Origin of the sequence: Pedobacter sp. BG31 (assembly GCF_042464845.1) — a bacterium.
GTDB lineage: Bacteria > Bacteroidota > Bacteroidia > Sphingobacteriales > Sphingobacteriaceae > Pedobacter > Pedobacter suwonensis.
Genome location: NZ_JBHNZK010000020.1, coordinates 1 through 13,599, shown reverse-complemented (window position 1 = coordinate 13,599; position 13,599 = coordinate 1). Strand labels below are relative to the sequence as shown.

Sequence of the window (13,599 nt, the reverse complement as noted above, 5' to 3'; positions counted from 1 at the left end):
CTTTGTGCAAAAAAGATTTGTGAGTACTGAAAATCCTAAATTCAAAGATTTCAATTTTGCTGAAGGCGAATTGCTTTTAATCAACAAACCATACAAATGGACCTCATTTGATGTGGTGGGCAAAATCCGTAATTCTTTAAAACCGCTAAAATTAAAGGTTGGCCATGCCGGCACTTTAGATCCGCTCGCTACAGGCCTTTTGATTATCTGTACAGGCAAGCTGACCAAACAGATCGATACTTTTCAGGCTGAAGAGAAGGAATATACCGGCACCATGATTTTAGGTGCTACTACCCCATCATTCGATATGGAAACCGAGGTTCATGAAACATTCGATATCAGCAACATTACCGAAGAAGAAATTTATGCAGCCTGCAAACCATTTATTGGCGATATCGAACAATATCCTCCTGCGCACTCAGCAGTAAAGGTAAATGGCGAACGTTTATACGTAAAAGCCAGACTGGGCGAAGAAGTTGAATTACGGAAACGTTTTGTAAATGTGCCGGAATTTGAAATTACCAGGATCGAACTCCCTGAAATCGATTTCAGGATTGTTTGCAGTAAAGGCACCTATATCCGTTCATTGATATCCGATTTCGGTAAAACTTTAAATAGCGGAGCTTATCTTTCTAAGCTAACCCGTACCCGAAGCGGAAACTTTATACTAAAAGATGCGTTTGAGGTATTAGAACTTGTTAATTATATTCGTAGCAAGAAAGAAGAAGCTAAAACCGAAGCAATTGTATGAACCATATCAAAAACAGGAACACCAGGTTTATTAAAGAAATCCTTTTAATAATTGCAGGTGTAACCTCGGCATGTTTTGGCTTAAAAAGCTTTTTAATGCCCAGTCATTTTATTGATGGTGGTGTTACTGGTATTTCCCTGTTGGTTAGCACCTTAACAGGCTGGAATTTATCATACCTTATTGCCATCATCAACATTCCCTTTGTTATTTTAGGTTACAGGCAGATTGGTAAAGGCTTTGCACTGAAAACGGCTATCGCAATCGCTACGCTTTCACTCGCGCTAATTATTCTGCCTTTCCAACCCATTACGCACGATAAATTGCTGATTGCATTTTTCGGAGGCTTGTTTTTAGGCGGTGGGATTGGTTTAGCGATGCGTGGCGGCTGTGTAATTGATGGCACAGAAGTTTTGGCGCTTTATATCAGTAAAAACAGCATTTTAACCGTTGGAAATATTATCCTGATTTTAAATATCATCATTTTTGCCTTTGCTGCCTATTTCTTAAATATCGAAACGGCACTTTATGCCATTTTAACCTATTTATCAGCATCAAGTACGATCGATTTTATCGTAAATGGCCTGGAACAGTACACTGGGGTCACCGTTATATCAGACCATCAGGAGGCCATCAAAGATTTCATCATTAACGATATGAAACGTGGTGTTACCATCTATAAAGGCGAGGGCGGATATGGAGAAAAAAAAGATATCGATATTATTTTTACCGTTGTTACCAAACTGGAAATGAGCAAATTGCAGACCGCTATCAGGCAAATTGATTCAGACGCTTTTGTAATACAACAGCAAATTGCCGATTTAAAAGGCGGCGTAGTAAAACGCCATGCATTACATTAATCCTTATCCCATTGAAGATATACAATAACCTTTCGGAATTTAAAAAATTAGCTAACGCCATTGTAACCATCGGTACTTTTGATGGTGTACATTTCGGACATCAAAAAATCATCAAACAACTGGTACAAAAGGCAAAGGCCGACAATGGAGAAAGCGTAATTTTAACATTTTTCCCGCATCCAAGAATGATTATCGATCCTGAAAACCAGGATCTGAAAATGATCAATACCATTAATGAAAAAGCAGAAATTTTAAACCGGTTAGGTGTAGACCATCTGATTATTACGCCTTTTACCCGCGATTTCTCCAACCAACTACCAGAAGATTACATTAAAAATATTTTGGTTGATAATATAGGCACCAAACACATTATTATTGGTTATGATCATCGTTTTGGTAAAGACCGTTCTGGCAATTTAAACGTTTTAAAAACTGCCGGTACACATTTCGGCTTTACCGTTGAAGAAATTATGGAACAGGATATCCACGATGTGGCAGTAAGTTCAACGAAGATACGGCAGGCACTGCTGGCCGGTGATGTTGAGCTGGCTAACGATTACCTCGGCTACCCTTTCTCTATCTTCGGCAGGGTGATTAAAGGTGATAAAATAGGCAGAACAATTGGCTTCCCAACGGCCAATATCTTTGTAGAAGAAATTTATAAACTGATTCCAGGCGATGGCATTTATGCAGTTACGGTAGAGATGAGTTCGGAGTTTGAAGTTGAGCGTTCGGAGGCGGGTATACTCCAAGCTCCAAGCTCCGAACCCAAAACTACTTACCAGGGTATGGCTTATATCGGTCAACGGCCTACCATTAACGGCATGACCAGAAATATTGAGGTGAATATTTTTGATTTTAACCAGGAAATTTATGGCCAGGATATTAAGATGAACTTCTTGAAATTCTTACGCCACGATGTAAAATTTACCGGCTTAGAGGCTTTAACTGTTCAGTTACAAAAAGATAAGGAAGCGACGTTGGCTTATTTTAATGGATAAAATAATTTTATTTGTCTTAAGTAGTCGTCCTCGACTGGAACGTAGTGGAATGGAGAAATCTACTTAAATAGATTTCTCGACTTCGTTGCATTCCGCTCGAAAGGACGATAACCTGAAAGAGGTTACTTTACAAAATTCAATTTTAGTAATCCAATTCAAAAGTCAGTTTACCAGATTTCCCTTCCAAAAAAGCCTCATTTTTGCTATATTAGCGGCAATGAGGCTTTTTTATATCGTTTTATTCCTATCTATCTCCATAAATTTTGCGGGTATCGCATCGCAAAAGAAAAGAGGTGAGGTACAATCAAAATATACGAAAACAAGCTCGGTTACAGACAAAAAAGTCATCAGGCAGCATTTAAATTTGAATCAGGATAACGAAAGCCTGCAAAAAGATTCTATTGGTATCTCTCCTTTAAAAATATCTTTTGGCGCTCTTGTACCGATCACTTTTTTGCTATTCCCTCTTCTTAAGAACAAAATCGTTAATACCAAAGTTATAATCAAAAGATTAAGGTATAATTATTGGTGTTTGCTTAAGATCCTCTATCCGAAACACGTTTTTTGGTAGGTAATTTTATCTTATTGAAAATTTAATACCTGTCCGGATACACACGATGTCCGAAGTTAGATTATTTAACACCATTACTCATTTTTATAGATGCACTTACCTGATTTAATAGCTGATTTAGGCTTGATACTTGCTGCCGCAGGGATAACCACACTCATATTTAAAAAAATTAAGCAACCCCTTGTTTTGGGCTATATATTGGCCGGCTTATTGGTTGGCTCACATTTAGATTTTTTTCCATCTGTTACCGACACGAAAAGCATTAACATTTGGGGCGAAATTGGAGTTATTTTCCTTTTATTTAGTTTAGGGCTGGAATTTAGCTTTAAAAAACTGGTTAAAGTAGGAGGTTCTGCTTCCATCACGGCCATTGTAAAAGTATTATTTATCATCCTGGCCGGCTACCTGGTGGGGAAAGCCATGGGCTGGAAAGATATGGACAGCCTGTTTTTGGGTGGAATTCTATCCATCTCATCAACCATGATTACCATTAAGGCTTTCGAAGAACTTGGTTTAAAGCATAAAAAGTTTGCCGGTCTGGTTTTCGGGATTTTAATCGTTGAAGATTTAGTAGCGATCCTCCTCCTGGTATTGTTCTCTACCCTTGCAGTTAGTCAGCAATCGGCCGGTACAGAAATGCTGTATTCTATTCTAAAACTGGCTTTCTTCTTAGTACTTTGGTTCTTAGGCGGAATATTCTTAATTCCATCATTTCTTAAAGCAACCAAAAAATTAATGAATGACGAAACCATGCTGGTGGTATCGTTGGCTTTGTGTTTGGTAATGGTTTTACTGGCTGATAAAGTTGGCTTCTCTCCTGCCCTTGGTGCATTTATTATGGGCTCTATTTTAGCTGAGACCACCCAGGCTGAAAGAATAGAGCATCTAACAAAATCGGTAAAAGACTTATTTGCAGCAGTCTTCTTTGTTTCAGTTGGTATGCTGATTGATCCTGCTATGCTGGTTAAATACGCTGTTCCTATTTTTGTCGCTACTGTGGTTATCATTTTCGGTAAAATCATTTTTACCATTTTAGGTGCATTATTGTCCGGACAGCCATTAAAAACTTCAGTACAATCGGGTATGAGTTTGGCACAAATTGGTGAGTTTTCGTTTATCATTGCCTCATTAGGATTAACCCTAAAAGTAACAAGCGATTTTCTTTACCCGATCGCCGTAGCAGCAGCGGCAGTTACCACATTCACAACCCCCTATCTAATTAAGCTATCCGAACCTTTTTACCAGTATTTGAACCGTATTTTACCAAAAAAATGGCTTGATGGTATCGAGAGGTATAGCTCAAGTACCGAAGGGATTACCACTTTGAGCGATTGGAAGGTTTTATTGCGCTCGTACATCTTTAATACTATAATCCATTCCGTAATTATCATTGCGATAATCTTTTTGGCTTACCGTTATGTACAACCGTTTATTGCTAGCAACATTGCAAACAGTTTAACTTCTATTATCATCAGCGTGGTGGTATCTTTTATCTTGATGTCGCCATTTTTATGGGCTTTATCTATTCGAAGGATCCAACGTACCGCATACGCTCACCTTTGGTTGAACAAAAAATATACCCGCGGACCATTGATCGCGATCGAATTTTTCAGGGTTGCGCTCGGCATATTCTTCGTTGGATTTTTGATGTATCAGTTTTTTAATACCTGGATCGCGGCCTTGATTGCTTTGGCTTTAATTGTACTGGGAATGGTTATATTTTCCAGAAAACTTCAGTCATTTTACGATAAACTGGAAAGACGGTTTATATTGAACTTAAATGCGAGAGAAAATCAGAAACCAGATATTTTACCCTGGGACACCCACTTAACAGAGCTCAGGGTTTCTCCTGAATCGGAGGTAGTTGGTAAAACATTAACGGAATTAATGATCAGGGAAAAATACGGGGTAAATATTGCCTTGATAGAACGCGGGAGAAATAATATCCCAACACCGGGCAGAGATGAACGGCTTTATCCACACGATAAATTGTTATTGATCGGCGCAGATGACCAACTTGCAGCTGTTAAGGCACTTTTAGAAGTTAATGCGCCAGAAACAACCGAAGAAAATAATTTTCCGGATAAAGAAATGACCCTGCAAAAGGTTGTTGTGCATACCGAATCGCCGGTTTATGGTTTGAGCATCAGGAATGCAGGGATCCGGGAAAAAGCGCAAGCTTTAATAGTGGGTATAGAAAGGGGCGCCGACCGCATCTTAAACCCCTCATCAGATTTTGTATTTGACAAGGGTGACGTTATTTGGATTGTAGGGAACAATAAGAAGATTAGGGAGGTTATTTAAAAGTCGGAGGTCGGACGTCCGAAGTCAGAGGTTTAGTCAACTATTGAATTTATTATCAGCCGATTGGAATTTCTACTTCCGAGCAAAAAAACTATCTTCGTGTATAACCGAATCTATGAAAGTTGACAGAGAAAAGAGCGAATTTCTTGATGACGTGATTGAGCAATGGCAAAACGATGGCTTAATCGATCCTGAAACAGGAAATAAACTTCGTAAAAGTTATGAAGCCAAAAACTTCGATTGGTTACGCCTGGCACAATATGCTTTTTGGGTAGCCCTGGCTTGTGGTTTTATCGCATTGGGATCACTCCTTATTGACAATTCCATCCTTAACTATTTAAAGCGGGTTTATAATACGCCAAATATTGTGATTGCTATTGTTTCAGGCGGATTGGCAGCATGGCTTTACATTTTAGGTTTCAAGCGGAAAAAGAAACTCGCGCACCTAAAATTCAGCAATGAAGCCATTATATTTTCTGCTATTCTACTCACAGCAAATGCCATCGCTTATTTTGGGAAGGCAGTTGATAATGGTTCAGGCAACTTCTCTATCCTGATATTGATATCTGTTTTTATTTATGGGGCTTTAGGTTATGTCTTCAACTCGCGTTTGATCTGGATTTTTGCCTTAATCTCCCTGGGTGCCTGGTTTGGTACTGAAACCGGCTATTTAAGCCGTTGGAATTATTATTTTCTCGGGATGAATTATCCTTTGCGTTTTGTGGTTTTTGGCGCTTCATTAACCGCGGCATCCTTTATGATGAAGGCTTTCCCGAAAACGCAAAATTTCTTTCAGGTTACCTATATCGCAGGTATGGTTTATTTGTTTGTATCGCTTTGGGCATTATCAGTATTTGGGAATTTTGCCAACCTCGAAGAATGGTATCAGGTAAGGCAGTTGAGCTTATTTTACTGGGCTTTAATTTCTGCCGCCATTTGTGTAGCAAGTACACTCTTTGGCTTAAAGTATCATGATGATATTGCCCGAGAATTTGGCATTACTTTTCTCTTTATCAATCTCTACACGCGATATTTCGAATACTTTTGGGATAGCTGGCACAAAGCTTTGTTTTTTTCGGTACTGGCTGCATCATTTTGGTTAATTGGCAGAAAAGCAGAAAAAATCTGGAATGTGGAGTTTTTGAAATAATCGTCAACACTAATTAAATTGAAAAAACATTCTTTCAATATATAAGATAAATATAAAAATGCAGGTTGAAAAGCAAAACTTATATACAAAGGTTATTAAATTGCTTGACCAAGCGAGGCAAAATGTAGTACAAACCATAAATAATACAATGGCTATGACCTACTTCGAAATCGGCAAGATGATTGTTGAAGAGGAACAGGACGGCAAAGAAAAAGCTGAATATGGCAAACAAATTTTGAGTGAGCTTTCAGAAAGGCTAGTTTCAGAGTTTGGCAAAGGTTTTTCTGAAACAAATTTAAAACAAATGAGGTATTTTTACCTTACCTATTCAATTCGTCAGACAGTGTCTGACGAATTCGAAAATAATGAAATTCTAGAAACATCTCCTAAAACTTCAGATTCAATTCAGCAGACAATGCCTGCGCAATTCAAACTTACATGGTCTCACTACCTTAAGTTAATGAGAATAACCGATGTAAACGAACGTAATTTTTATGAAATAGAAGCAATAAAAAATAACTGGAGTCTGAGGGAGCTACAACGTCAATTCGATTCAGCATTATATACGCGCCTGGCGTTAAGTAAAAATAAAGAAGAAGTATTATCTCTTGGTCAAAAAGGACAGATTATTGAAAAAAGCAAGGACTTAATAAAAGACCCTTATGTACTAGAATTTTTAGGCTTACCTGAACAAAATTTTTATTCAGAAAGTGAGTTAGAGCAAAAATTAATTGATAAACTGGAACATTTCTTATTAGAACTCGGCAATGGTTTCACCTTTGTAGCACGTCAAAAAAGAATAACTTTTGAAGAAAGACATTTCAAAATAGATTTGGTTTTCTACAACCGTATTTTAAAGTGTTTTGTACTTATTGATTTAAAAATAGGAGAATTAAAGCATCAGGATATTGGTCAGATGCAGATGTACGTGAACTATTTCGATAGAGAAGTAAAACTTGAAGATGAAAACAAAACCATCGGTATTATTCTTTGTCAGGATAAAAGTGAATCTGTAGTAAGGTATACACTTCCGGAAAACAATGAACAAATTTTCGCAAGTAAGTATCTAACCGTTTTACCTAGTGAAAAGGATTTTATCAAAGTCATTGAGAATTAATTCAAATGAAAATATACCAGGAAGCATTAACACTTAGCGCCCGTAGAAGAGGATTTCATATCATTACCCCTGAAATCGAGCATGCCCTACCCCAAATTAATGAGATTAATATTGGTATTTGTCAGGTTTTTATACAACATACCTCGGCTTCCCTTACCATTAATGAAAATGCCGATCCAACCGTACGTGTAGATTTTGAGATGTTCTTTAATAAGACAGTTAAGGAAAATGATCCGGATTATGCGCATGACTACGAAGGATCGGACGATATGCCAGCACACTTAAAATCGGCACTTTTAGGAAGTTCTGTAAGTATCCCTATCCGAAATGGAAGGTTAGCGCTTGGCACCTGGCAGGGCATTTACCTTTGCGAACATCGAAATCATGGCGGACAAAGAAAATTAATGATTACTGCCTGGGGAGAATAACTATGCCTTTTTCACTTCTTCTTTAATTTCAGGATGATTATCCTGAATGGATTTACCATCGGTTTCTATTTCAATTTCTTTTGTAGTTACCGCATAATGTGAAGGATAAATCTCTGAACCGAAAGCAACGGCATAAGCCTTGGTAAACTCGGCGCCAAAATACAAAATGATGGAAGAATAGTAAGTCCACAAAAGCACAACCACTAATGAGCCCGTTGCACCGTAGGTACTGCCCACATTGCTCTGCCCAATATAAATAGAGATGGCGAACTTGCCGATCATAAATAAAACCGCAGTAACTATTGCACCTGCAATTACATCACGCCATTTAATAATCGCATCGGGTAATACCTTAAATATTACACCAAATATCAAAGAAATAACAGCCAGCGTTACAATTTGGTTAATAATATAAAACACAATAACGGATACCTCGGCAAACCTGGCCTGTAGGCGACTGCTAAAAGCATCTAATACAGAAGTAACGGCAAGCGAAACCAATAACACGAAACCCAGGCTTATAATGACTGAAAACGATAGAAAACGATTCTGCAACATCTTCACCCAACCTCTTTTAGGCTTAGGTTTTAATCCCCAAATGGTATTGATGGAATCCTGGATATCGCCAAAAACGGTTGTTGCCCCAATTAACAGGGTAACGATACCGATAATTAAAGCAATGGTACTTTTTCCGTCCAAATAAGCATTTTTAATTAACTGTTGTAAAGAAATGGCCGATTCCCTACCTAAGAACCCTTCAAGCTGGGCATAAACCTGTCCTTCAGCTATTTCCCTACCTAAAAATATGCCACATAGAGAAATAATTACCACAAGCAAAGGCGCCATAGAAAATACAGTATAATAGGCCAATGAGCCACTAAGTTTCGTTACCTTATGATTGGTAAATCCTGTAAACGATGCTTTTAAAATGCCCCATATTCCTTTTAAAGTGATTTTCCGCTTTTCCATAAACAAACTATTTTTAGATGAGATGCTCTAAATTTAAACCGCTTGTTTTTTGAATTGTTTGTGAATTCTTAATAAAGAAAGAATATTAAGAAAATCGGGCGCACAAAAAAAGCTCCTGATTTGGGTCGGAGCTTGTTCTTTATCGATAGGTGATTTTAGGTTATTTAGCCTTAATCCATGATGCAAGATCGTTCACTAAAGTTTCAGATACACTTACAGCTGCCTGGTACTGAGCCATCGTTCCCTTTTCTGTTTGAGAACTCAACAGGTGATTCAAATCCGGGTAGAATTTAAGAACCACATTTTTCTTTTTACCCAAAGCGTCATTCCATAAATCGAAATCTACTTTACCTACCTGAAAATCATTACCACCCTGCAGGATGTAAATTTTAGGCTTAGAAAGACTTTTGGCTACAGCAACCTGGTTGTAACTATTTAAATCTGCCCAGTATTTCGCCGGCAGGCCTAAAATGATAGAATCAGGCTTTATGGTAGTTCCCAATTGCGAAATTCTGCTTTTATCAATTTCCGCAGCGGCATCTGCCAATTGTTTTTTAAATGCGGCCGTTGTATCATTGGCCAGATCGAACATATACTTATTCTGATCAACAATAATATCGGTTAATTTTCTTGCTGGTGCCGCTGCCAGAACAATTCCTGCTAAATCAGGTATCGTGCTTGCAATTTTAGGGGCCAACATTCCGCCTAAACTATGACCAAATACGTAAACAGCCTTTGGACTAGCCCCTCCAACGGTTTTTGCAAGTGTTATCGCGGCAGCTGCATCATCCAGTACCTCTTCTTTTACAGTAAATTCCTTACTAAACTCATTAGGATAAATTAAAGTTCTTTTTACATAGCGAACGGACGCAATTCCTTTAGAAGCTAAGCCGCCAGCCAGATCTTTGAAAGGTTTATTCGCACCAACGGTTTCATCCATATCTGCAGGTCCGGAGCCGTGCACAAAAACCACAATAGGGAAATTTTTGATATTTTTTGGCGTGGTAATAATGGCCGCCAATTGTTTTCCAGCCGGGCCGATATAAACCGACTTCTCCTGGTATAAACTGGTATCTACATAGGTTGGTTTTAAATAAGAGGATGTTCTCCTGGAAGGTGCCAGGAAGATTCCGACAATTTTCTGTTGTTTATTAAAACCTAAAATAAAGTTCTGATCACCGTTAGCGAATTTACCCTCAACCGTAACAGCGAAAAAATCGCCCTGGGCTTTACTTTGAATGGCATCCAACGATTCTGCCTTTCCATATTTTGTTCCAATATCACCCCAAAGTTTCTTTAAATTTTCTTCTGTTAATTTCGTTTTTAAGGTATCGTCAAAAAAAGCATGTGCATCTTTAAATTTTTCTTCCTGCAATAGTTTAAAAAAGTCGTTTGCGCCATTGAAAAGCTGGATTACATTCTGAGAAAATGCGGAGGTTGTTATTAATAAAGCGACTACAAATAAAAGGCCTTTTTTCATCCGTATAGTTTGTTTAAATGGTATGAGATGTCATGCTTTATCCCTTTCAGGTCTAAAGCCATGAAGATTAAGTATAGTGTTTGGTTGTTTACAATACCCAAAGTTAACAATATTTGGTTCTGAAAATAGGTTTCCTCAACCAGTGCTTTAGTTTTAACTAATTTTAACATTTGACGTTAACACACCCCCATTTCCCCTGTTCCTTCTACAGTCTATTAAAAAAAAAGCAAAAAAAATAAAGCTGAACACAATATATTCCATTTACAGCGTTTATGTATGTGAGAGCGTTAATTTAGATGACGGGGATACTGCCTGAGGGTGGAATCCCCGTTTCTTTTTTGGTAAAAATGTAAAGGGCATGTAACAGAACCGCATAGCGCAAAGCCCGAAGCTCCTCGCCCTTTGCTACCAAGCATAAAAAAGGGCCGTTGTTAGAAAAACGGCCCTTTTAATATATATGATGGAGTGAAGAATTTTAGCTTTCTTTATCAGTAAAATCAACTGGTTTCTTCTCAAAATATTGATCAAAGTTCTGAACTTTTTTAGGTTTTAAGATTATATAAAAGCCTAAACCAATCAATACCATTGGAATGCTAATCTTAAACAGATCAAAATCAAAAATGTTTATCGCTTTAAAGGTAAATAAGCCTCCAATAATGGTCAATGCCAACCACCCGTTTCCCTGGAAGCCTTTACGATACCCCATCCACAAACCAATACCCAGCATAATGGTGTGCCATCTCAAAATCCAATGTGGAATATCTATTCCCGAGTTTCTTAATAAGAACACCGAACCGATGGTAATGATTAAAATACCTAAACCAACCTGTTTATCTGCGTGATTTTTTTTGATTAAATTTTCCATGACCTTTTGTTTTATGATTCAAATGTATCACGAATACCACTGCTGGAGAATGGCTTTTCCCTTAGTTATGATATTTTATCGGTGAGTGAAATAAAACTGTCGGTAAAATTTTTGAAGAATTTCACATAACTGAAATTTATCGGTGAAGTTATCCGTTTTGTCACGGAAACAGGGAGAACACGGAATTAAGACCAATTCTCATTACTCCTAATTCCGAAAATTGATTGATTATTCCGCTTACAAATAGTTCAAGGAGGAGTACAAGCGAACTAATGACTATTGAACAAATGAACTACAATCATTCAAAAATGATAATATCCGTTCCGTCACTCATCATTACTTTTGACGTGAGGTTAATAAATAAGCCATGAGCCAGTAATCCGTTGATCTGATTTAAGTCAGAAGCTAATTTCGCGGGATTATCAATCAGGCCAAAATCGGCGTCAATAATCAGGTTTCCATTATCGGTAATAAATGTTTGGTTTTCTACTGTTCGTAATATACCGTTTCCACCAAGATTGTTAATTTGATCGAATACATACTGATAAGCCAACGGAATGACCTCAATAGGGACAGTAAAAGCACCCAGTTTTTTAACCTTTTTCGAAGCATCGGTAATAATAATGGCGTTTTTACTCAATGAAGCGATTATCTTTTCTCTAAACAGCGCACCGCCACCGCCTTTAATCAGATCCAGTGATGCTGTAAATTCATCGGCCCCATCAATACTGATATCAATCTGGCTCAAGTGTCCAAGATCCAGAATTTCAATACCAAGCGATTTTGCAAGTTTTTCTGTGCGGATGGAACTTGCGGCGGCTTTTATTTGAAGTCCTTCTTTTACACGTTTACCCAATTCAATAATGGCAAAAGTTGTGGTCGACCCCGTACCCAGACCAACTACATCGCCATCTTTAACCAATTTTACCGCGGCCTTGGCAGCGGCCAGTTTTTCTGCATCCTGTTGATTTTTATCTGTAGTAGCCATAAAGTAAAAATAGGTTTAAATGATAAACATCCAAAAATGAAAAAAATTTTACGGCTGATACAATAATTCCTTTTTGTAGCGTTTGTATATATGAGAGCGTTAATTTAGATGATGGGGATTCTGCAATAGTGGAATCCCCATTTCTTTTTACGCGTGATAACCGCGAGGTCATCTTCAACATAACGAAGATCTTTCGTTGCAAAGTCCTCCTGAAAAATAATTTATAGTATAAAAATCGATATGATTGACAGATTTAACAAGAAATTTGAATGACCTGAAGTATCGTCATTTCGACCGCAGTGGAGAAATCTTTTAAACTAGGTTTTAATAATTCGGTTAAAAAGATCTCTCCATTTCGCTATACTACAGTCGAGATGACGATTTTTTCTGTGATTCTGTCAATGGTAGCATAGCAAAGGATCTTTCGTTGCAAAGTCCTCCTTAAGAATAATTTATAGTATAAAAATCAATATGAGTGACAGATTTAACAAGAAATTTGAATGACCTGAAGTATCGTCCTTTCGACCGCAGTGGAGAAATCTTTTAAACTAGGTTTTAATAATTCGGTTAAAAAGCTCTCTCCATTTCGCTATGCTACAGTCGAGATGACGATTTTTTCTGTGACTCTGTCAATGGTAGCATAGCAAAGGATCTTTCATTGCAAAGTCCTCCTTAAGAATAATTTATAGTATAAAAATCAATATGAGTGACAGATTTAACAAGAAATTTGAATGGCCTGAAATATCGTCATTTCGACCGCAGTGGAGAAATCTTTTAAACTAGGTTTTAATAATTCGGTTAAAAAGATCTCTCCATTTCGCTATGCTACAGTCGAGATGACGATTTTTTCTGTGACTCTGTCAATGGTAGCATAGCAAAGGATCTTTCATTGCAAAGTCCTCCTGAAGAATAATTTATGGTATAAAAATCAATATGAGTGACAGATTTAACAAGAAATTTGAATGCCCTGAAGTATCGTCATTTCGACCGAAGTGGAGAAATCTTTTAAACTAGGTTTTAATAATTCGGTTAAAAAGATCTCTCCATTTCGCTATGCTACAGTCGAGATGACGATTTTTTCTGTGATTCTGTCAATGGTAGCATAGCAAAGGATCTTT

General features: G+C 37.6%; 11 protein-coding genes. 7 read left to right on the top strand and 4 right to left on the bottom strand.

The genetic code is table 11. The features are described from left to right. Positions 1 to 19: 19 nt before the first annotated feature. The 7 genes from truB (at position 20) to ACFE6N_RS19715 (ending at position 8,179) form a co-directional block, all read left to right on the top strand. The gene (truB, locus tag ACFE6N_RS19745; RefSeq protein ID WP_378939392.1) at positions 20 to 751 is read left to right on the top strand and encodes a tRNA pseudouridine(55) synthase TruB; all 732 of its coding nucleotides are present in this window, start codon (positions 20 to 22) and stop codon (positions 749 to 751) included. Beyond that, entirely contained in the window at positions 748 to 1,608 is an 861-nt protein-coding gene (locus tag ACFE6N_RS19740; protein WP_090981508.1) for a YitT family protein, read from the top strand. The genes truB and ACFE6N_RS19740 overlap by 4 nt, the downstream gene beginning before the upstream one ends. A gap of 11 nt (positions 1,609 to 1,619) precedes the next feature. Beyond that, positions 1,620 to 2,609 carry a bifunctional riboflavin kinase/FAD synthetase gene (locus tag ACFE6N_RS19735; protein WP_378939310.1) on the top strand — a complete coding sequence of 330 codons (990 nt, stop codon included), beginning with the start codon at positions 1,620 to 1,622 and terminating at the stop codon, positions 2,607 to 2,609. Between the two features lie 661 nt (positions 2,610 to 3,270). Further along, positions 3,271 to 5,484, top strand: a complete 2,214-nt coding sequence (locus ACFE6N_RS19730) for a cation:proton antiporter (RefSeq protein ID WP_378939308.1) — start codon at positions 3,271 to 3,273, stop codon at positions 5,482 to 5,484. Positions 5,485 to 5,599: 115 nt separating this feature from the next. Then, positions 5,600 to 6,634, top strand: coding sequence for a DUF2157 domain-containing protein (locus ACFE6N_RS19725; RefSeq protein ID WP_378939306.1), 1,035 nt, complete (start codon positions 5,600 to 5,602; stop codon positions 6,632 to 6,634). A gap of 58 nt (positions 6,635 to 6,692) precedes the next feature. Next, a complete protein-coding gene (locus ACFE6N_RS19720) occupies positions 6,693 to 7,751 on the top strand; it encodes a YhcG family protein (protein ID WP_378939304.1) in 1,059 nt (352 codons plus the stop codon). A 5-nt stretch (positions 7,752 to 7,756) separates the two neighbouring features. Next, positions 7,757 to 8,179: a secondary thiamine-phosphate synthase enzyme YjbQ gene (locus ACFE6N_RS19715; protein WP_378939302.1), complete on the top strand. Its 423-nt coding sequence runs from the start codon at positions 7,757 to 7,759 to the stop codon at positions 8,177 to 8,179. On the opposite strand, the gene ACFE6N_RS19710 is transcribed toward ACFE6N_RS19715, so the two are convergent. From ACFE6N_RS19710 to rpiA, 4 genes are all read right to left on the bottom strand, one after another. Then, positions 8,180 to 9,148, bottom strand: coding sequence for a YihY/virulence factor BrkB family protein (locus tag ACFE6N_RS19710; protein WP_134204118.1), 969 nt, complete (start codon positions 9,146 to 9,148; stop codon positions 8,180 to 8,182). Between the two features lie 160 nt (positions 9,149 to 9,308). Next, positions 9,309 to 10,628, bottom strand: coding sequence for a DUF3887 domain-containing protein (locus tag ACFE6N_RS19705; RefSeq protein ID WP_378939299.1), 1,320 nt, complete (start codon positions 10,626 to 10,628; stop codon positions 9,309 to 9,311). Positions 10,629 to 11,103: 475 nt separating this feature from the next. Next, complete coding sequence (locus ACFE6N_RS19700; protein ID WP_378939297.1) at positions 11,104 to 11,493, bottom strand: LiaF transmembrane domain-containing protein; 390 nt, start codon at positions 11,491 to 11,493, stop codon at positions 11,104 to 11,106. 298 nt (positions 11,494 to 11,791) lie between these two features. Next, positions 11,792 to 12,481 (bottom strand): ribose-5-phosphate isomerase RpiA, encoded by a 690-nt coding sequence (rpiA, locus tag ACFE6N_RS19695; RefSeq protein WP_378939295.1) that lies wholly within the window; start codon positions 12,479 to 12,481, stop codon positions 11,792 to 11,794. Positions 12,482 to 13,599 lie beyond the last annotated feature (1,118 nt).